At 60.6% G+C, this 19,855-nt stretch carries 14 protein-coding genes; 2 read left to right on the forward strand and 12 right to left on the reverse strand.

Annotated elements, in window-relative coordinates; all coding sequences use genetic code 11:
* Positions 1-29: 29 nt before the first annotated feature.
* Genes ACZ89E_RS23740 through ACZ89E_RS23775 form a run of 8 tightly spaced genes read right to left on the reverse strand, consistent with a single transcriptional unit; the run spans position 30 to position 13,658 of the window.
* On the reverse strand, positions 30-1,574 hold the full coding sequence (locus tag ACZ89E_RS23740; RefSeq protein ID WP_463258842.1) for an SUMF1/EgtB/PvdO family nonheme iron enzyme: 1,545 nt from the start codon (positions 1,572-1,574) through the stop codon (positions 30-32).
* Positions 1,564-2,787: an ABC transporter permease gene (locus ACZ89E_RS23745; RefSeq protein WP_463258841.1), complete on the reverse strand. Its 1,224-nt coding sequence runs from the start codon at positions 2,785-2,787 to the stop codon at positions 1,564-1,566. The genes ACZ89E_RS23740 and ACZ89E_RS23745 overlap by 11 nt, the downstream gene beginning before the upstream one ends.
* Positions 2,771-3,487, reverse strand: coding sequence for an ABC transporter ATP-binding protein (locus tag ACZ89E_RS23750; protein ID WP_149659504.1), 717 nt, complete (start codon positions 3,485-3,487; stop codon positions 2,771-2,773). The genes ACZ89E_RS23745 and ACZ89E_RS23750 overlap by 17 nt, the downstream gene beginning before the upstream one ends.
* 10 nt (positions 3,488-3,497) lie before the next feature.
* The gene (locus ACZ89E_RS23755; protein ID WP_476256580.1) at positions 3,498-5,492 is read right to left on the reverse strand and encodes a vWA domain-containing protein; all 1,995 of its coding nucleotides are present in this window, start codon (positions 5,490-5,492) and stop codon (positions 3,498-3,500) included.
* The gene (locus tag ACZ89E_RS23760; protein ID WP_476256581.1) at positions 5,492-6,508 is read right to left on the reverse strand and encodes a hypothetical protein; all 1,017 of its coding nucleotides are present in this window, start codon (positions 6,506-6,508) and stop codon (positions 5,492-5,494) included. Before ACZ89E_RS23760 ends, ACZ89E_RS23755 begins: the two co-directional genes overlap by 1 nt.
* Before the next feature lie 3 nt (positions 6,509-6,511).
* A complete protein-coding gene (locus ACZ89E_RS23765; protein WP_149659506.1) occupies positions 6,512-9,223 on the reverse strand; it encodes a putative virulence factor in 2,712 nt (903 codons plus the stop codon).
* Positions 9,220-12,285: a virulence factor SrfB gene (locus ACZ89E_RS23770; protein ID WP_476256582.1), complete on the reverse strand. Its 3,066-nt coding sequence runs from the start codon at positions 12,283-12,285 to the stop codon at positions 9,220-9,222. Before ACZ89E_RS23770 ends, ACZ89E_RS23765 begins: the two co-directional genes overlap by 4 nt.
* A 17-nt stretch (positions 12,286-12,302) precedes the next feature.
* Positions 12,303-13,658, reverse strand: coding sequence for an SrfA family protein (locus ACZ89E_RS23775; RefSeq protein ID WP_476256583.1), 1,356 nt, complete (start codon positions 13,656-13,658; stop codon positions 12,303-12,305).
* A gap of 268 nt (positions 13,659-13,926) precedes the next feature.
* Between ACZ89E_RS23775 and ACZ89E_RS23780 the strand changes: the two genes are divergently transcribed.
* Positions 13,927-15,141 carry an aldose 1-epimerase family protein gene (locus ACZ89E_RS23780; protein WP_476256584.1) on the forward strand — a complete coding sequence of 405 codons (1,215 nt, stop codon included), beginning with the start codon at positions 13,927-13,929 and terminating at the stop codon, positions 15,139-15,141.
* Between the two features lie 341 nt (positions 15,142-15,482).
* Here the strand turns inward: ACZ89E_RS23780 and ACZ89E_RS23785 are convergent, their stop codons facing one another.
* The 3 genes from ACZ89E_RS23785 to ACZ89E_RS23795 form a co-directional block, all read right to left on the reverse strand.
* The gene (locus ACZ89E_RS23785) at positions 15,483-16,061 is read right to left on the reverse strand and encodes a hypothetical protein (RefSeq protein WP_149659511.1); all 579 of its coding nucleotides are present in this window, start codon (positions 16,059-16,061) and stop codon (positions 15,483-15,485) included.
* A gap of 62 nt (positions 16,062-16,123) precedes the next feature.
* Positions 16,124-17,617, reverse strand: a complete 1,494-nt coding sequence (locus ACZ89E_RS23790; RefSeq protein WP_476256585.1) for a YifB family Mg chelatase-like AAA ATPase — start codon at positions 17,615-17,617, stop codon at positions 16,124-16,126.
* Positions 17,618-17,729: 112 nt separating this feature from the next.
* The gene (locus ACZ89E_RS23795; protein ID WP_476256586.1) at positions 17,730-17,930 is read right to left on the reverse strand and encodes a hypothetical protein; all 201 of its coding nucleotides are present in this window, start codon (positions 17,928-17,930) and stop codon (positions 17,730-17,732) included.
* Positions 17,931-18,788: 858 nt separating this feature from the next.
* Between ACZ89E_RS23795 and ACZ89E_RS23800 the strand changes: the two genes are divergently transcribed.
* A complete protein-coding gene (locus ACZ89E_RS23800; protein ID WP_476256587.1) occupies positions 18,789-19,094 on the forward strand; it encodes a HigA family addiction module antitoxin in 306 nt (101 codons plus the stop codon).
* A 53-nt stretch (positions 19,095-19,147) separates the two neighbouring features.
* Here the strand turns inward: ACZ89E_RS23800 and ACZ89E_RS23805 are convergent, their stop codons facing one another.
* Positions 19,148-19,669, reverse strand: coding sequence for a BRO-N domain-containing protein (locus tag ACZ89E_RS23805; protein WP_476256588.1), 522 nt, complete (start codon positions 19,667-19,669; stop codon positions 19,148-19,150).
* Between the last annotated feature and the right edge of the window lie 186 nt (positions 19,670-19,855).

Below are 19,855 nucleotides of genomic sequence, written 5' to 3' on the forward strand. Positions count from 1 at the left end.
GCGGTGTTGGCGTGTTGTTTTTCGAAGAATTATTGAGTCACGGTTTTGCAACTGGTCAGCCAGGCGTCCGTGTCGATCTTCTGCTTTTGCAGGAAGGTCTTCTGGTTCGCCCAGTGGGTCCGCAAGTAGGGTTTGAGGTCTTGCAGTTGTTTGTTGCGGGTGATGATTTCTTCCATCACCGGCACTTGCGCTTCCAGCAGTGGCTGGCCGTACAAGGTGGCCGATTCCACCAGGCTGCTGGCGTAGTAGCGGCTGAGTTTGTGCAGGCGATCCTTCTGCTCGTCGAGCTTGCCTTTGCGCATGTCGCAACTGGCGTCCTTGTCGGCGGATTCGCAATTGAGCTTGTAGTTCTTTTGCAGGAAATCCACGTACTGGCCGTCGTCGAGCATCTTGGTGCACAGGAACGCGCCCAGGTTGAGGCTGGCGCGGATCGCCTGGTCGCGGGTTTCTTCCTGCTGCTGGTTGCTGGCGCGCAACTGGTTTTCCAGGGCCTGGAGTTTTTCCTTGAGGGCTTTGTCCTCGACGCCCGAGGCCAGGTTGTTCAGCGACTGCACCGTGCCTTTGTCCGCCGACTCGGTTTCCTTGCTGCCGGTGCCGAGTTTCTTCCAGCTGCTTTCGAGACTGGCCACGCGTTCGCGGGAGGTCAGGGTCGGCGAGACCAGCACCAGGCGCAGGCCGGTGGTCTTGTTCTTCACCTGGCCGTCGGCGTTGTAGTAGGGCTCTTCCTTGCGCAACGCGGTACGCAGGTCGGCCTGGGCGGTCAGGTAGTTGCCGCCACGCACCACGTAGCCGCCGGCCTGACCGTGCTGGCGGTCGAGTTTGTTCAGGCGAAATGGCTCGAACATCATCTCGTCGACGTTGCCGAGCATGTCGTGCAGGCCCAGGGGATTGGGCTTTTGCAGGCCCGACAACTGCAATTTGCCGTTGGACGATTGCGCCCCGGCAAACCACTCGTAAGCGTTGATCCCTTCGGGCATCGGATAGCGCGTATCACGGAATTCCGCGGCACCGACTTCCAGGCCACCACGGGCCGCAAACTCCCACTCCACTTCGGTCGGCAAGCGCAGGAAGCCCAGCGCGCCATCTTCTTTCGGCAGTTTGTCGGCAGCGTTTTTGCGCAGCCACAGGTTGTACTTGTCGGACGCTTCGACGGCTTGTACCCAGCTCACCGACACCTGCGGCAAGCGCATTTTGGTGGCGGCGGTGGGGCAGGTGTCTTCGGTCAAGGCCGCGTATTGCAGCTGACTCATCTCGTACTTGGCCATCAGGTAATAGCGGGACTTGTCGGTCTTGGCGCCGGTGAAGCTGCCGGCGATAAACGTCGGCCGGGTTTGCTCCACGTAGCCGTATTCCGCGCCGTCCTGGCCGATGTTGATCGGGTAGTCGTCGAGGGGGCCGGCCACCGGGATGAACACCTTGCGAAACACCATCGAGCCTTCGCATGGCATCGGCAGCACCACATCGCTGGCCTCGGGCATCGGGTTGTAATACTTCTCTTCCCAGCCCGCCGCCGAGGCGTCGAGCACGTAGCCCAGGCTCAGGGGCAACAGCAAGCCAAAACGTTTATAGCTCACGCAGACTCTCCGCAGGTTGGATGCTGATGGCTCGCACGGCGCCGATCACGGCCACCAGTGCAGCGACCAGAAAGGTCAGGAGCAGGGCGGCGAGGCCATGCCAGATAGTGATGTGACAGACGAAGGTGCCGGTGGCCTGGCTGCTGCCGAGCAGGTAGTCGAACAAATGGCTGCCGACTGCATAAAACGCTAGCCCGCCGAGGTAGCCGGCCAGGCTCAGCAGCAGCGCTTGCAGGACCACGAAACCGCCGACCGCCGTGCGTTTGAAGCCCAGCAGGCGCAGGACCGCGAGGCTTTTGCGCTTGCGGTCGATATTGGCCAGGAACGCGCCGACCATCGATGCCACGCAGCCGATCAGCGCCGCGAGTGCGATCACGCCGAAGATCAGACCCAGCACATGGTTGATGGCTTTGACGTTGTCGATGTCGGCCAGTCGGCTCGAGGTTTCGATGTGTTGTTCGTTGAGCCAGCGCTCCAGCGGCGCGACTTGATCGATATCCCGCGCATAGACCCGGGCCCGGGCATACAGCGGTGGCAGGTCGCCAATCGGTTTGCCGGTGGCGATGCCGAACGCGGCGACCTGATAACCGTCGCGAAAACGCTCCAGCTCCAGCAGCAGCGGCGGGGCGACAAACCCCGCCGCGCGGCCGAAACGGGCACCGTCGAGCACCGCGAGCACGGTCAAGGTCAGTTCGCCGCGCTCATTGGCACCGTCCAGGCGCCGCAGCACTCGCAGTTGCACGCTGTCGCCCACCTTGGCCTGCAAGCGTTGCGCGGCGCGGGCGCTGAGGATTACTTGATGGCCGACGGGATTGAATTGCGGCAGGTTCAACTGCGGATCGCCGGGTTCGGTGGCGATGATTTCCGCGCTTTCGACAAAGCGTGTCAGGCCGATCAATAAGTCGGCCTGGGTGTTGAGCGAGCGGGTCTGGCCCAGGGCAAACCCGGTCTCGGGACGCAGGCGCAAACGCTCGATCCAGGCACCGTCGTAATTGCCGTTGCTGAGCATCTTCACTTCGAGGTTGCGTGGGTCGCGCAGCAGTTCGTCCTGCAACTGGCTGACCACTCCGTGTTTGAGGCCGAACAGCAGCAACAGCGGCGCGATCACCGCCACCAGCGAGGCGGCGATGCACAACGACACCTTGCGGTCGTGCCACAGATCTTGCAGGGCCAGGGTGGCCAGCAGGCGCAGGCGATCAGTCCATCGGTTCAAACAGTGTTTCTCCCTGACGGCTGATAGCGCCGAGTCGCGGCAAGCCGAAATCCTTCAGCAGGGCCCAGTCGTGGGACACAACAAGCGCGCTCAGGCCCATGCTCGACACCAGGCTCAGCAGCAACTCGAACAAGCGCCGGGCACTGTGGGGATCGAGCGCGGCGGTCGGTTCGTCGGCCAGCAACAGCAATGGTTCGTGGGCAATCGCCCGCACGCAGGCCACCCGCTGGCGTTCGCCAATCGACAGCGCCTGGGGGTGTTTATCCAGCAAGCCTTGCAGGCGCAGCACCTCGACCGCGTGGTCGATGTGCGCGCTCTGCGTCGACATCCCGAGCAAGCGCCGGGGCAGGCTGATGTTGTCGCGCACGCTCAAAAACGGCAGCAAACCGCCGCTCTGCAAAATGAATCCCAAATGCCGCGAACGCACCGCCGCCAGGGCCGGTTGGTCGTCGCTGGCCAGCAGTCGGGCGATGTCCTGCGCCTCGTGCCCGCCCGCCCGCGCCGGACCCAGGCGAAAGCGCTCGAGCTCGACCGGTGCCAGCAACAGGCCGATGGCTTCGAGCAACGTGCTTTTGCCGCTGCCGCTCTCGCCGGTGATGGCGAGGATTTCCCCGGCACCCACCTGCAAGTGCGGCAGGCGCACATGATGGGCCAGCGCGCCTTCACCACGGCGCACCAGCAGGTTCTTGATATCGAGCATCGGTGTCTCGTTAAGGCATCATTTCCAGGGGCACGGGGTAAACGTTGTCCCGTGCGTCGCTGTCCTTGGCTAAAGCCACCCAACGGTCGACGTCAGCGTTGTAGCGCTGGTAGTGCCGCAGTTTGGTGTTGAGCGTGCGGATGAATTTCTCCTGGGCCAGGCCATCCCAGCTCTTCCAGGTCTCTTCATCCAGGTTCAGCACTTCGCTCTGGTACGGCAGGTCTTCGAGGTACTCGCCGAGTACGCCCATGTCCGCCAGTTTGGCGTTGCCGTTCTGCTTGAGCTGGTTCGGATCGGCACCCATGGTCGCGGCCACCGCACGCAGGCGATCGAACATCTCGGTTGGCGAGATCAGGCCTTCGTTGGCGGCGTCGAGAATCTGCTTCATCACGTCGCTCAAGTCGCTGAGCTGGGACTTGGTCAGCAGCACCCGTACATCGGTGGTCGGGATGTTCTGCTTGATCAGGTCACGGTCGGTGATCCACGCCTTGAACACCGGCGGGGCCTTGCTGTTGGTGCGTTCGCCCAGATAAGCGAGTTGCATGGCGTGGCCGATCAGGGCGGCGTCTTCGAGCATTTTCTTCTCGGCCGGATCCTGCTTGGCATTCGCCGCGCTGCCGATGGCGTCTTCACCCATGTAGGCGGCTTTCACCTGGGAGGTGATGGCCGTGGCCAGGGCATCGACCTTGCGTCCGAACTCCTGCACATCACCGGCATTCACCGGGTAATACAGCGAGGTGTTGGTGCCCGGATAGGTCGACAGATTCTGGTACTGCGCCTCGGCCTTGGCGTGATCCTTGACCCCGGCCGGGGTTTTCAGGTGCAGGGTGTAAATCGCCACGCCAGGATTGGCGGCTTCGAGGCGGACCTGGGAAGCGCTCAAACCGGTCTGCGAGAGCTTGTCGTCGCCTTCGATGGCGCCGGCGTCGGTGATCAGCACCACGTAGCGCGCACCGAACTGGCTCCAGTCGATCTTGTCGATGCTGTGCATGACCCCGGCGAAGGCGTCTTCGTCGTAACTGCTGCTCGACACCTTGGCTTGCTTGAGGTCGGCGACCTTGGCCAGGAAGTCGGAGCTGTCCTTCACCTGGGTCGGGTCGGCGTACATCTTGGTGGTGTATTCCAGGCCCGGCACCGCCTGGGTGCTGGAACGGAACGCCACTAGGCCGAACTTGACCTGCTTGCCGAGGTTCTGCGATTCGATCTGTTGATAGACCTTGCGGATCGCCTCGCGGGTGCGGTCGATGTACGGGTCCATGGAAATCGTCGAGTCGATGACAAACACCACCGCCGCACTGAATTCCTTCAGTTGACTGGCGGCTTTTTCATCAGCCTCTTTGCTACCGGTGGCGCCGTTTTTGGCTGCACCACCCTTGGGATCCTTGTCATCGGGCTTGCTCACCGATGCCACATTCAGCAGGCGCGTGCGGAAACCGCCCTCGGTCATGACTTCTTCGCCGCTGAGCACCGGCAACAGGTAGAACTGCTTTTGCAGGTCGACGAAGTATTCCGGTTCTTCGGCGAGCACGCCGGGGGCTTGTTGGCCCTTCTTCAGCGTTGCCCGCAGCGGGGCGACTTTGCTCACCGGGTCCGGCGCATCGAGGATGCCTTCGACGGTGGCGCGTTCCTTGAAGAACAACAAACGATCGCGGTTGGCCGGGTTGGTGAAGGCCAGGGTCAGTTGCATCTTCCAGTCGGTGGTGCACGCGGCGGGCAGCCAGCCAATGGTCTTGCCGTAGCTGTCGGGGCCGACTTTCAGCCATTCGGCATTGGCGGCCTGGGCCCGTTCGTAGACGTAGAAACGGCTGAACACCGGTTGCGCATCACCTGCCGCGCCACCGGCCGTCGGGCTGATTTTGCAGCCCGGGGTGGTCAGTACGCGCTGGAACAAGGTCTTTTTACCGGCCTGGATCAGCGGCTTGTCATCGGCCTGGGACAACGGGCTGATGCACAGCGCCAGCAACGCGGCGCCACTCAACAGGAAACGACTCAGGGGCGAACGCATCACTTCTGCAACTCCTCGAAACGCTGCTTGGCTTCGGCGTTGTTCGGGTCCTGGGTCAGGATGGTTTCGTACCAATAGGCAGCAGTGGCGTTGTCCGCGACCGGGAAGCACTCGCTGGCCTTCAGGTATTTCGGGTCGTACTCGCGGGCATAGGCATTGGCGATCAGCGGATCACCGGCCTGGGCGCGGTTGGCGTACAGGCGCTGGGCGACGCCGCAGTGTTTGCCGGCCTTGGCCTGGTTGATGATCTCCAGCAGCTTGGCGCTGTCGGGCGCGGCCTTGATGCAGGTCTGGACGAAGGTCAGTTCGGGCAGGCTGTTCATGCTGTCGAGGGTGCAGGCTTCGGCGTTGGCCGTGGCCGGTGCGGCAGCTGCGACCACCGGGGCAGTCGCCGGGGTGCGTTTGTAGAACCAGAACCCGGCGCCCGCGGCCAGCAGCAATAGCACCACGATCAACAGGGCGATCAGGCCTTTGTTGCTCTTTTTCACCGGGGCCGGTGGCGGGGTGTAGACGGGTTCGGCAACCAGCGGTTCCGGCTCCGCTTCCGGCTCGGCCGTTGGCAGGATCAGTTCAGGCAGTTCCGGGATCTCGGGTTCCGGCTCCTTTGGCGCCGTCAATTCTGCGCCGCCGTAAGTCGAGCGGGTCTGGCCGCCAGCCGTGGACGGCAGCAGCCCGACGCCAGGGCGCACCACGCCTTTGTCGGAATGCCCGAGTCCTTGTTCACGCAGTTCGATCTGGAATTGCGAACCGGCGCTGCCTTCCAGCAACGGGTCGAGCACATCCGCACCGACCGGGGTTTCGAGGGCTTCGCCACTGGCCGCGACGTTGAAGCGTGCGACCTGGAACCAGAACGGATTGTTGCTCCAGGCCTTTTTGTCCTGGAGGTAGAAGCCGTCCTGATTACGCTGGATGGAAAACTCCAGCCGTTCTTCGCCACCCTGCCATTTCTTCACAGTGAGGTTGGCCTGGCCAGGCACATTGGGCTCTAAGGCGAGCAGGTCGACACGAATTGGCATTGCTTATCTCGCTGCGAAGGCTGAGAGCACATGGCCCAGCCGTTCGTTCTGTTCAGGGGTGATTTCGCGACCGGCACCATGGCCGGCGTTGTCCATCGTGATGTAGGCCAGACCCGAGAGCCAGTCGCCCAGGAACCGCTGCGCCTGGTTCGCCGGTTGCGCCGGCAGCACGGGCACCTGGCCCGGGCCGATGTCGGAGTAGAACGAAAACAACGGTGCCTTGGCCCCGGCGCGGCTGATCGGCCGCTCGCTCACCGGTTTCTGGATGTAGCCGAACCAGGACACGAAATCCCGCAGGACCCGTTGCACTTCCAGGACCTGGCGCTCGACCAGTTGATCCCTTCGCGCGCCGCTTTGCGCACGCTTGAGCACGGCACGGCTGAGTTGCCCCGGCAGGTCCTGGCGGTAACCGGCGGTGATCAGTTCGTCGACCACCGCTTCGAGCAAGGCTTTTTCCAGGCCCAGCAGGTTGAGCAGGCTTTGCCGGGTGGTCAGTTCACGCAGGTGCGCGATCCAGGCCTTGAACGCGGCTTTGGCAAAGCGGTGTTCGTTGCTTTGCAGTTCCGGTGCCGGGGCGCCGGTCTTGCTGCTGGGCGGTGTGTCGTGGCCCAGGTCGTCGCCGAAATCGAAGTCGAAACCGGCGTCATTGCCGTACAGGCTCTGGTTTGCGGTCGGAGCGACCGGTTCATCGCTGGCGGCGGATTCGTCCTCGGTTTCGTACACGCCGCTGAGGTACAGGTCGCGTACCTCTTCGCTCGGCATGTCGAGTTGATCGATGAACTCGCCCAGTACCGCCGGGCGACGACCCAGGCCTGACAGAATCATCTGCGCCTGGGCTTTCTTGGCGGCGGCGGCGCCATCACCGTCAGCGTGATACCAGGTGCTCAGGCCGTGGGTGGTCAGACCTTCGAGGCACTCGTCCAGTTGCTCGCGGATGCGTTGCAGTTTGAAATCGATGTTGGCCACGCCCTTGAAACTGCCGCTGAAGTGGCTGATGCCACCGTCGTCGTTGCGCAGCATTTCCTTCCAGGTGTTGGCAGGGGCGTTGATGTGTTTGCACACCAGTGCGTTGCTCGCAAAACTGCTGCCCAGGGCATCGATGCGTTCTTGATAGCCGGCATTGATCCCTGTTTCGGCGCCGCTGGCGTCCTGGCCGATGAACGCCGCATCCATGCGCGGTTTGCGCACCAGGAAGGTGTTCTGGAACGGCGTGCCGGCCCAGTCGTTCATCCAGCTCAGGCTGCCGAAGCGCTCGAGCATGGTCAGCTTGACCATGCCGTTCCAGCTCTCGTCGTACTGATCCGGTGTCAGGCTCAGGGAGTTGGTGATGCGCAGGTCGAGCATGGTCAGCGCCCAGATCAGGCCGGTGCTGCGTTTGCTGCGCGCGGCGGCGTCGGCGCCCTGGGTTTTCTCGATCCAGCGCGTCAGCACCGGGCCCACGTCGTTGACGTCGCTCTGCTTGGTCGAACCGGTGCACACCACCAGCGCGTTCATTTCCTGGTTGTCGGTGTAGCGTTCGAACAGGTACGCGACCTTGCCGCGCAGGATCAGCTGCGAGACGGAATTGTCCTTGGTCGCGGATTCCGGGTCGTTGGAGTCGGCGATTTCGTGCAACTTCTTGCGCCCGCGATAGCCGGGGAAGTCCAGCAGATCGACCTGGTTGACGATGTCGTCGGCCGGGGCTTCGATCAGGCAGAAGGTCATTTCGGCGGTCAAGGCCGCCAGTTGCGCGACGGGAATGCCCTGGCTGTTTTGCAGGCGCCCGTCGATCCGGGGCCGCACGTCGATCGGCAAGTCCCGCGGGCTGCCGAAGCGTTCGAGGATGTCGACGTTCATGATGCTGTCGCGCTGGCTGTAGGTGTCGTTTTCGAAACTCACCAAGGCCTTCAACGGTGCGAACACGGTCTCGGGCAGGCCCAGCTTGTGCAGGGCGCCGGCCAGTTGCTGGTACACCCGGGTCAACTCGCTCTGTTCACCCCAAAGGATGGCGAACAGTTCGGCGCGCTCCTGGAAATTCAGGCGGGGTGCCAGTTGCAAGGCCTTCGGCCAATACAGGTGTTCGAGTTTCTTCACCGAGTTGCGGAAGTTGTCCCGCAGGTAATCCCACAACGACACCAGGTCGTCAGCGTTGACCCCGGGCTGGATCGGCCCGTTTTCCCGACCTTCGAACGGCTTGAGCACACGCTGGATGCGTTCTTCGTCGATCTCGTAGGAAATCCTCTCCAGATCGAAGTCCTTGAACCAGGAATTGGCGAGAATCTTCGCCAGTTCGATTTCCTTGAACAGTGTGAGCTCGACCGGAAACTGATCGTCCGTGCTCGGCGTGGCACGACGGCTGAAGCGCGTCACCAGGCCGGTGGCTTCCTTGCCGCCACCCACCGGGTTGATGTGCTTGATGAAGTCCAGGCGCTGGCCGCCGTAATGGGTTTCCAGCTTGCCGTTCTGCCCGGCCGCGAGGGCCGAGATCAGGTAGGACTTGCCTGCCTGGGACAAACCGAAGAAGCCAATGGTCATCGGCGTGCAGGCCACGCGACCCAGGCTGTGGGCCAGGTTGCGGGCGCGGTGCAGGCGGATGTTCAGGTTGTCGGCTTCGCTGTCCAGGCGGGGCGCGTTGACGCGCGTCTGGCCAATCCATTCCAGCGCCTGACCGGCACCTTCATAAACAGCGGCCCAACTGGCAGAGAGCTTTTGTTGATCGGGGGTCAGGTCATTCATTTGCGTTTCACACTTCCACTGTCGAGCCAGTACTTGGTCTCGCTCAGGCCGGCGTCGAGCATGGTGTTGAGTTCCAGCTCGAGGTCGCTGCGCGGGTTGAAGTTGACGTTGTTACTGTTGGATTCGATGTCGCGTACCGAGAGGCGGTCGCTGACCAGATCCTGCTTGCGGGTGTACTTGTCCGCCGGTTTCACCTCGAAGCGCACCTTGAGCAGCGGCGCGCTGCCGTTTTCACCGACCGCGCGGGAGAACTTCTCCCGGCCGGCTTTGGTAAAGCGCAAGGTGTACAGCGGCGAGGCGGCCCAGCGGTCGGCGGCCAACTGGCGGAAACCGAGGCGCAGGTCGCCGCGCATTTCCAGTTGCGGCGTGTCGGCGTCGTCGCCCGTGCCGATTTCCGGCAGCTTGATTTTGTAGTCTTCGGACTGGATGTCGCGGTACAGCACGTCGGCATCCTTGATCACGTTGTTCAGGTCGATGACGCCGATGTGCTTGACCGTCGAATACGGTTTGAGCGCCGAGGAGCGGAAATAGAAGTTCGGCACGCTGTGGTTGGCGCACAGCAGGCACAGCATCGCGCCGACCGACGCGGTGCTTTTCGGGTCGTCGATCCGGCCATTCTTGTGGAACGGATACCAGCCGCCAGTGCGGTAGTTCTGCAACGCCAGAATGCGCCCCGGTGGCAGCGGCAACACCTTGCGGATGAAGGCCTGGATGCCGGGCAGGCGCGAAGGGCGGCCGGTCAGCAGCAGGACGTCGCAGGGGTAATGCGCGACCACTTCACACAGTGCGCCGAGGATCTTGGTGATGTTGATCTGATCGTTGAGGAACGCGGCGTGGAGCTTTTGCAGGTCGAAGCTGATCGACGCTTCATACAGGTCGAAACCGCTCTGGCCGCCAACATCGCGGCGTACGGCGGCGTTGACGTAATCGAGCACGGTCTGGCTGATCGCGTTGTCACCCAGCAGTTGGCGATAACTTTGCGGGCTGACTTCCTGCGGCACTTGCGGGTCGTAATGCTCGTAGGCCTTGAGCAATGCGAGACCCAGCGGCGAGAACACCTGCAGGTTCAATTGCTGGCGCAGGATCATGTCCTGGGCGCTGACCGATTCATCGCCGCACAAGCGCGACATCAGCGAATCCGGGGCCTTGACCCCGGCGTTCTGCAAGGCTTTCTCGAAGCTCGGCAGGATGAAGTCCTGGATCACGTCCAGCAGGATGTCGTCGCCAGCGACTTTGAAACCGTCGCGGAAACGCTGTTCCGGCACGATGTGCACGTTGCTGCCGCTGCCCGTGTTGCCGGCGCGGTCGAGGCGGTAGTCGGTGATCACCAGGTCGGTGGTGCCGCCGCCGATGTCGATCGTCGCCAGCGTGATGCGCTCGCGGTCGGACTTGTCGGGGCGCGCGATGGTGTCGAAAAACTCTTCCGGGTGACCGGCGAAGTTCTCGTTGACCTCGGTGTACAGGTACACCAATTGGCCGCAGGAGGCTTCGTCCCATTCGACGCGGATACTCGGGATCGGCGTGCGCGTGCTGATGGCCGGGTCCTGATGCGGATCTTCCTCGCCGGCATGCCAGCCGAGGCTTTTCCACACCAGGCCGATGGCTTGCAACATGCGTTCGTTGAGGATGCTGCGCTCGGCCTGGGGCATCCCCGGCGGCACGGTCAGAGTGATGCTATTGAGCTGGCGCGGCGAACGGGTGTGACCCTGGCGCGAGCGCTGGGCCGGGCTGTTGATCTGCGACAGCGCCTGGGCCAGGACTTCGGCGAGCATGAAGGTCATCAGCGAACTGCGCGAGTAACGGGGCATGAACACCGGCAGGCGATCGTCTTCTTCAAGGCTGTAGAGCGCCTCGCCGGTTTCATTGATCAGGTGCGAGAACGGCGCCGCCGTGGCGTACGGTTCGTTGTCGGTCTTGATGTACGAGCAGTTGAAACGCCAGCCGTGGCCGTAGGCGTTTTCGTCCCACAGGTAACGTTTCGGGCTCGACAGCCCGGTGGAACCTTCGGTGCCGCGACGGCGGCTGGCCAGGCGGCCAGCCTCATTACCGACCCGGGCGATGGTTGCCCACTGGAACGCATCGTGGCGGCCACTCTTGACCGAGCAATGGTCCTTGCCGAAATTCGCCTGGGCGAATTCAACACGGCTTTCGAACGGTTGGTTGTAGGTGTGCTCGGGGGTGATCAGGTCACGTAGTTCCAGCACGTAGTTCTGCTTAAGCCCGGAGCCGGCCTGGCCGTGGTTTTCGATCAGGATGCCGCAGGTGCGAGAGTTGCCGACGTCCAGTACCAGGTCCACCAGGATCGGCTTGACCAGGCCATTGCTGTCGTTGGCGACCACTTTCAGTTCGGGGATTTCGACCTTCGGCCGCGCCGTCGACTGCGCGGCCACTGACGGTTTGCTCAACAGGCTCAGCAAATTGAGGTAGTGCGCCAGGTGATGGTTGGCGCGGATGTCGATGTCCAGCTCTTCCCGGGAGCGGTGGGCGTTGCCTTCGTTGAACACTTCGAGCAGCCATTCGTTGACCCACGGCTGGGACAGGAACCAACGGGTTTCGCTGGCTTTGGTCGCCAGTTTGAAGGACACGCCGGAGCTGATGTCTTCTTCGTTCGGCGCCAGGTAGGCGGTGCCGTCACGCTTGGGCATGACGCGGCTGTCGAAGGCCATGGTCAGTCGGTGGGTGTTGCCGTCGATATCGGGTGTGGCCAGTTTCACCAGGCGCATGCGCGACCAGTTGCTCGGGCCTTCGTCGAAGCGGTACGGCGGCATGAAGCGGAAAAACGGGATCGGCAGCCAGACACCGTCGAGCAGCTCCAGGCTGCTTTTCATGTCGACGCTGAACGCCGGTTTGGCCTTCTCGACCTTTTCCGGTTCGGGCTCGTAGAAGTAGAAGTCTTTCTCTTCGTTGTACATCAGCCGGCAGATCAGCCCGCTGATCATCGGCGCGAACTCGCCCGCCGGTTCCTTGCGAGGATCCAGGCGCAGGGCGAAATCCATGAACTGGATACCCGTGTCGCTGACCAGGGTGACGGTGTCTTCGAATTGGGTGACTTCAGGCAACATGTCAGGTTATTCCGTATTTATTCGCCCGCTTGCCGCATGGACATGGGGAATTGATCTTTTCCGTAACCGCCGGTGCAGTCCGCGACCGTAGTCGCCCCTTTGCGACAGTTGACCTTGGGCATGTCGTAGGTGCTGCCATCGCCGCACACGGCCTGGCCCTGGCTGTCGATGGCCAGACTGCCCCCCTTCATGGCGGCGGTGACCGGGCCGCTGCATTTCGAGCCGTCGGCCTGGTGCACGGTGACTTCGCCTTTACCGTCCTTGAACTGGTATTCCAGGCGCAGCGGCTTGCCGGTGCGGCGGTCCTGAATGCCGGCGCCCGCGCGGTACTGGCCATCGAGGAAGTCGGCGGCACCGTCGGCGGCGTCCGGTGGAATGCTCAGCGCCGGGCCGGGTTTGGCGGCAGCGGCTTTTTCCGCGTCGGGCGGTGTGACGGCGGGCGGCGCAGTTTTGTTTTCAGGTGGCGTGGCCGGGGCTTCGGCTGCCGGGTCCTGGGTGATGTCGGCAGGCGCAGCGTCCGCCTCGTCGCCTTCGACCGCTGGCGCTTCCACACCGTGGGTGCCTTCCACGGCAGCAGCGGTGGAAGAGCCTGTGACGGTGCCGGTCACGGGAACGCCATTCAGCGTCGTGGCTGTGCCGGTCAGTTGTGGTTCTTCCCGTTGGTTATCTACCGGGACGAGGCCCGTTGGCAGCAGATCAACCGCCACCAGCGGAATCGGCACGCAACCGCGCAAGCCGAGCAACAGCCACAACAGCAGCAGCAAGAAGGGCAGCAGTAATAGCCACCACCAGCGACGCCACCACGGACGAGCGATCACCACCGGCACGACAGGCGCAACCACCGGCGCTTCGACCACCGGTGGCAGGGTGAATACGGGCGGAACCGAATAGAGGCAGTGCAATGGATCGCGATTGCGGTCGGCACCGGCATGCTCGAAACCCCAGAAAGTCAGCACCGGTTTGCCTTGCACCAGGTAAACGAAGTTTTCGTCGGGGAAATGAATGACGCGCTTGAGCAACTTGCCGAACACGGCTTTATCGCCTTGCTGCTGTTCGGCCGGGTCAGTGCCCAGGAAACGCAGGCTCAACTCGTCGAGCGCCGTCTTCAGGGCTTCCAGTTGGCGACGGGCAGGCGCGCGCTCCTCTTCGGTGGCGCTGCTCCACGGGATCACATCGCCGTCGAGGCCGCTGTACCAGTCGATCTGGTTACCGAGTTCATCGCTTTGAGGAATGGCCAGGTGATCGACCAGCTCAGGGTTCTTGCGGCGAATGGCTTCGCGCAATTGCAGGGCTGCCCGGTAGACCGGTTGACCTGTTTCGCCCAGGGCAGTGAATGACCCGCTCTTACCGCTGCGTAATAGTGCCCCGCGCATCCAAACTCCATATGATCCGTTGCGCAAAATGACAGACAAACATGTCTGTACTTGCTCCTGCATTTAGCTGGCGACCTTAATGTCATTATGATGTCGCCGTCAATCAGTCGATGGTCCAAAACCGTTTGAGACTAGTGCAAGAATCAAGAGGCTGCTTGAGGTTGATGTGTATTTGCTGGGGAGCGCCGGGACGTGTGCATTTTTTAACCTTGCTGAATCGTTTCATCAGCGCTATAAAAAATACACAAATCCAAGAAAGGCTTCCCCCATGACCCCGCTCAAACTTGTCATCACCCTTGGCGCGCTGTCCGCCGCTTCCCACGCCATGGCCTGGGATTACGTCCTCCTCGACACCGACAAAGCTGCCCAGAACTGGCAAATCACCAGCCAGCAACTGGGGGTGAAAACCGACAAACCCTTCTCCGTGACCCTGCGAACCTTGCACGGTGGTCGGCAGGAGGGCGTCAGCATCGTCGACATCGACAACGGCACGCTGAAACTCTCGGTGGTGCCGACTCGCGGGATGAACGTCCTGCAAGCGTCTGTAGGCAATGTGCGCATGGGTTGGGATTCGCCGGTCAAGGACGTGGTCAATCCTTCCTTCATCGAACTCAATGGTCGCGGCGGCCTGGGCTGGCTGGAAGGTTTCAACGAACTCGTCGCCCGCTGCGGCTACGAATGGGTCGGCCACCCCGGCCTGGACAACGGCGAACTGCTGACCCTGCACGGTCGCGCCGCCAACATCCCGGCCAGCACAGTCACCCTGCATATAGATGAAAAGCCGCCGTACGCCATCAGCCTGCGCGGCGAGTTGAAGGAACAGGCGTTCAAGAAAGTCGATTTCTCGGTGCATACCGAACTGGTCACCGAGCCCGGCAGCGTGGCGTTTGCCCTCAACGATACCTTGACCAACAACGGCGACTATCCGAAGGAGTATCAGGCGCTGTACCACAGCAATTTCAGCACTCCGTTCCTTGAACAAGGCGCCCGTTTTGTCGCACCGGTGAAACAGGTTTCGCCGTTCAACGACAAGGCCAAGGGTGACTTGCCGGACTGGCAGACTTACCGTGCGCCGACCAAGGATTACGACGAAACGGTTTACAACGTCGTGCCGTACGGCGACGCCAAGGGCGACACCTTGACCGTGCTGCACAACAAGGCGGGCAGCCTTGGGATTTCGGTGGGCTTCAATACTCAGCAGTTGCCGGTGTTCTCGTTGTGGAAAAACACCGATACCCAAGGGCAGGGCTATGTCACCGGGCTGGAACCGGGAACAAGTTTTTCCTACAACCGCCGGTATCAACGGCCGCTCGGTTTGGTGCCGACGATTGGGGTGAAAGAGCAGAAGCAGTTTCAGATTCGCTATAGCTTGTTGGCGGATAAAGGGGCTGTGGATAAGGCATTGGCGCGGGTGAATGAGATTCAGGGTGGGCGGGCGACTGAGGTGAGGCAGGCGCCGTTGGTGGATTTGTCCAAAGAATAAGCGGCCTTACGAGATGAGCGGTGGATACCAGTTTCCGCTGCTCATTAAAGGGCTAGAAGGGGAGTCTCATTTCTGAGGCTTGTGCAGCGTCGAACAGACGCCGGATGAAATCGAAGTCATTCCAGGTTTGGTTGGTATAAAACCGGTGTTCCTTATTTCTGATCTCATCGATGTAATAAATGACGTACTCCGCATACTTCTCATCGGCGTTGAAGCTGTAACGCAATGAAAGAGAAAATTCCTTTTCTTTGAGTTTCACAAACGAATTGTTGTCGTCGTAACTCCAGGTGAATTCACCCCGCTCCGTTCTCGCGGTGAGTGCTTTGATGAAATCGAAAAATCTAGGCGGTAGCATATTGGCGCCCTCTGGCTGGATTAACTTTTTCTAGGTTTTCTTTGATGTTTTCAAGATTGTGATGAAGAAGGATTCTGACCGGCTTTTCGAGCGGGGTGGTTGCCGTCGCGAAAACTCCTTTTCTGATACTGATTTCTGTTTCTCCAAGGATAGTGTCAATCCTTTCGAACTCCTGACCTGTACCGGGTATTTTGGCAAACAGAATCCTGAAATGCTGATAGCACTTCAGCGCCAATGGGTAGTTTTCGGTGTCAACATAACCTGCTGTTTCATTGAGCGTCGCAATGCATTCACTGACGGCTGAGGCGCCCTCTACGGCTTTTGCGTCCTTGAGTATTCTGTTGGCTTCTGCACTGATACTGCGTGAGTAACGAACAGTGTGCAAAACTTCAGATATTGAAATGATGAGCGCGACGATCGTAATTACAGTGCCAATGTAGGAAAAGTTATTCAGGGTGGTCGGGGAGCCAACAACAAATTCCTGCTGTAAGAGCGCCGCCCATACGATAGCAATGCTTAACAGGCAATAAACAAATCTGATCCAATGACTTTTTAGTAGATCCATGTATTTCTGATGCTCCCTGTAAATAGTGATCTGCATAAATTATTTGCGGTGATGCCCATTGGTTATGTTGAGGCAGGTCGATATTGCAACGCTTCCGCCAAGTGCTCGCGGTTGATCCCGTTAACCTGTTCAAGGTCCGCCAACGTACGGGCGACTTTGAGCAGTCTGTGAGCCGCCCGCAGTGACAACGTCAGACGTTCGCAGGCGGATTCCAGCCAAGCTTCATCGGCTGTGGATAACTTGCAGTGCCGACGCAAGCCCGGCAGATCAAGGAAGGCGTTGGCGCAGCCTTGGCGTTTGTGTTGCCGTTCCCGTGCGGCGGCGACCAGCGCTGCGGCGGTGGCGGTGTCATCACCGGGTTTGGGCGAAGGATTCAACGCCGTGGCTTCCCGGGCGACGGTCAGGTGCAGGTCGATGCGATCCAGCAGCGGGCCGGAGAGTTTGTTGCGGTAGCGCTGGACCATGTCCGGTGTGCAACTGCATTTGCCGCTGGGTTCGCCAAGATATCCACAGGGGCAGGGGTTCATTGCGGCCACCAGTTGGAAGCGTGCCGGGAAGCGCACTCGGTCCTTGGCACGGGATATCACGATGTGGCCGGACTCCAGCGGCTCCCTCAACACCTCCAAGACTTTGCGATCAAACTCTGGGAGTTCGTCGAGGAACAGCACGCCATGGTGGGCGAGGGTGATTTCGCCGGGTTGCGGTTTTGAGCCGCCACCGACCAGCGCCGGGCCTGATGCGGAGTGGTGGGGTTGGCGAAACGGTCGCTGCGGCCAATGACTCAACGGCATACAACTGACCACTGATTGAATCGCCGCGACTTCCAGCGCTTCCGTCTCGGCCAAGGGTGGCAACAGCCCTGGCAAGCGGCTCGCCAGCAAGGTTTTCCCCGTGCCTGGCGGACCGCTGAACAACAAGTTGTGCGCGCCCGCCGCCGCGATCAGCAGCGCCCGCTTGGCAGAGAGTTGCCCCTGCACTTCATTCAGGTCGGGATAGGGTTTGCTGGCGTATAGCAATCCATCGGAGACGTAGGGCTCAACGGGCGTATGACCATTGAAATGCGCCACTGCCTGAAGCAGATGATCCACCGCAATCACCTTCAACCCCGACGCCAGGCAAGCCTCTTCGGCATTCGCCCGCGGCACCACCAGCGTCCGCCCGGCCTTGCGCGCTGCCAACGCGGCCGGCAACACACCGCGAACCGCCCGCACTGCGCCCGATAGTGCTAATTCTCCGAGACATTCCACGTCATCCAGCGTCAACGTCGGCACCTGCACGCTGGCCGACAGAATCCCCAAGGCAATCGCCAGATCAAACCGCCCGCCATCCTTCGGCAAATCCGCCGGGGCGAGATTCAACGTGATGCGCCGCGCCGGAAATTGCAGGCCGGAATTGATGATCGCGCTGCGCACCCGGTCCTTGCTTTCCTTCACGGCCGCCTCGGGCAAACCAACCATCGTCAGCGACGGCAAGCCGTTGGCCAGATGGACTTCTACGGTAACGGCGGGGGCATCGACACCAATCTGGGCGCGGCTGTGGACGATGGAGAGGGACATGGTCGTTCCTTGAGCTTTTACGGGAACCGCTTCCTGCGGTTTTTGAAGGGTAGCCGGGTCGTGTGGCGGCGCAGGCGCCAAACTTTCGCAGGATGTTGCGAGTCCGTTGCAGCTATGGGTTGACCGTTTCTTTTGAAGGACAAATCAGGCGTGCGCCCGCTTGTAGACCGGGAGGTTCCCGTTCCTTTCCACGCGTTGCGCCGACTTCCAGAAATCGACGCTGATTGGCTGACACTTGGCCGGCTAACTGGCGTGCCTGAACATGATATTCGACGACCAATAACGCCTTTGCCCTTCGTTTTTTGTCTTTCATGGACACCTCATGGCCAGATGCTCTGTGATCTGGTGATGAAGCGTAAGCGAGCGAGGGGTACCGGCGTAATCAGTCGTGGGATGAGGTTGTTGTAGGACGTTGCCTGGATCGATGAAGGACGTCGGTGAAAGCCGAATCGAAGGCGAAAAAAAACCGCCTTGAGTAGACGGTTTTTTATTTGCAGGCTTCGGTGAGGCCGAGGCCTGCACTTCCTCAATGAACACACTCACGGTGGGAAGCCTATTCAAATTTTCTCCTCCAGGCAAGCGTCGATAACAATCTGCTGATGGTAGGAACTAACAACGGCGATGAACCGGAAAAGGATTTCGCCACTTCATGATTTGATACAACTCGTTAACAGATTTGAAAGGTACGCATTGAAAGAACTGCGATAGCATTCGCCGCGATGAGGCTCGATGAGTGAGTGAGTCGCGAAGTGTGGCTGGGAGCGTAAAGATTTTCATGTTCCTCGACACGGTGTGAGAGTCGTGCCGGTGCAGGTTTTGAGGAACCCACACCCGGCCGCCTCAATGAATGCACTCACATGTATTCCCAAAGGTGCGCGTACACCGGAAAGCGCACTGGAGGTTTGGCCTCACGCAAGGAGGGCCAAAGTATGTCTAAGTTTCTTAAACATATGTGGAGCCTCGTTAGAAACGCGTTATGGGCTTTTCGCCTGTACGAGTTTCTGCGGGACCGCTGGGATGATCCGCAGTAAGGATTGACCCGGTGGAAACCGCCCTGGCTTCGGCTGGGGCGGTTTTTCGATCTGTATGAAAGTTAAGAGCTACATGTTTCAAGTTTGCTCCGTCATTCAACGCTGAATATTCGTTGTCGGTGCCAGAGGCAATATGAGTAATGACTAAAAACGGTATGCGCCCGGTTCACCCCGGCGAGATCCTCAAAGAGGAATACCTGGAGCCTCTGAGCCTTACAGCAGCGGCGTTGGCCAGGGCATTGAGCGTTTCGACGCCTACGGTGAATGACATCGTGCTTCAGCGTCGTGGTGTCAGTGCTGATATGGCTATTAGGCTTTCTATCTGCCTGGACACGACTCCCGAGTTTTGGCTGAACCTGCAATCGACTTACGATTTGCGTAAAGCCGAGATTGAACGAGGGGCTGCGATTCGGGATCAGGTTGAGCGTCTTGCGCACTGCGCCTGATTCTCTGCTCTAGAACGAACCCCACGCTACAAACGTGGGGTTTTTTGTGTCGTTCAAAATGCCTGGAGCATTCGCGATGCACGCTTCCACCAAGGCGCATTCACCGCACGCCGTGGCCGCTCACCCTCCAACAGCATATGCGGCACATCCTGTAACCGAATCCACGGCTGGTTATTCCAGTGCAGCAAGCTCAATGACATCTCTGGCCAGTTCAGCAGGCTCAAAATCGGGCGTTCGGTTGTGGTCGATTGTTGGGCATCTCTGAGGGCTGGGACGACGTCGTGGGTCAGCCATTCGCGCAGGCCTCGGTATTCGGGGCAGTAGTGGTAGATCAGTAGTGCGTAAACGCCGGATTCGCTGATGAGCAGGGTGTTTTCGACGGTGCCGTGGCTGAGCATTTTCAGAGTCTGGTGTTGGTCGGGGTCGAGTTTGCGCACGGCGCGTTCGTCGAGGTAGAGGCGCAGGAGGCGGCCGAGGTCGCGGGCGCTGAACCAGGGTTGGTTTTGGAGGAGGAGGGCGTGGAGGTGGAGTTTGTGGCGGGTGAAGACGTGGGGGACTAGATAGTTGTCGTCCATAAACAGTTCTCAAATTCGCTTGATAGATCACTGCCACTTATCGTCGCCAAACAATAAGGGTGGCAGCTGCGTGCGGGTTGGCGAACCGGCCAAGCGAATACCGGCAGACCCGAAGGTCTCCCACACGCAGCCGCCATATTTCGAATTGGGAGAGATACCCATAATCGGATGTGGTTGCGTGCATAG

It is taken from the genome of Pseudomonas sp. TE3899, from assembly GCF_056279105.1.

Coding starts and splice junctions, on each gene's coding strand:
- ACZ89E_RS23750 (WP_149659504.1), bottom strand. CDS start 3,487: ATGCTCGATATCAAGAACCTGCTGGTGCGCCGTGGTGAAGGCGCGCTG.
- ACZ89E_RS23755 (WP_476256580.1), bottom strand. CDS start 5,492: ATGCGTTCGCCCCTGAGTCGTTTCCTGTTGAGTGGCGCCGCGTTGCTG.
- ACZ89E_RS23760 (WP_476256581.1), bottom strand. CDS start 6,508: ATGCCAATTCGTGTCGACCTGCTCGCCTTAGAGCCCAATGTGCCTGGC.
- ACZ89E_RS23765 (WP_149659506.1), bottom strand. CDS start 9,223: ATGAATGACCTGACCCCCGATCAACAAAAGCTCTCTGCCAGTTGGGCC.
- ACZ89E_RS23770 (WP_476256582.1), bottom strand. CDS start 12,285: ATGTTGCCTGAAGTCACCCAATTCGAAGACACCGTCACCCTGGTCAGC.
- ACZ89E_RS23775 (WP_476256583.1), bottom strand. CDS start 13,658: ATGCGCGGGGCACTATTACGCAGCGGTAAGAGCGGGTCATTCACTGCC.
- ACZ89E_RS23780 (WP_476256584.1), top strand. CDS start 13,927: ATGACCCCGCTCAAACTTGTCATCACCCTTGGCGCGCTGTCCGCCGCT.
- ACZ89E_RS23785 (WP_149659511.1), bottom strand. CDS start 16,061: ATGGATCTACTAAAAAGTCATTGGATCAGATTTGTTTATTGCCTGTTA.
- ACZ89E_RS23790 (WP_476256585.1), bottom strand. CDS start 17,617: ATGTCCCTCTCCATCGTCCACAGCCGCGCCCAGATTGGTGTCGATGCC.
- ACZ89E_RS23795 (WP_476256586.1), bottom strand. CDS start 17,930: ATGAAAGACAAAAAACGAAGGGCAAAGGCGTTATTGGTCGTCGAATAT.
- ACZ89E_RS23800 (WP_476256587.1), top strand. CDS start 18,789: ATGACTAAAAACGGTATGCGCCCGGTTCACCCCGGCGAGATCCTCAAA.
- ACZ89E_RS23805 (WP_476256588.1), bottom strand. CDS start 19,669: ATGGACGACAACTATCTAGTCCCCCACGTCTTCACCCGCCACAAACTC.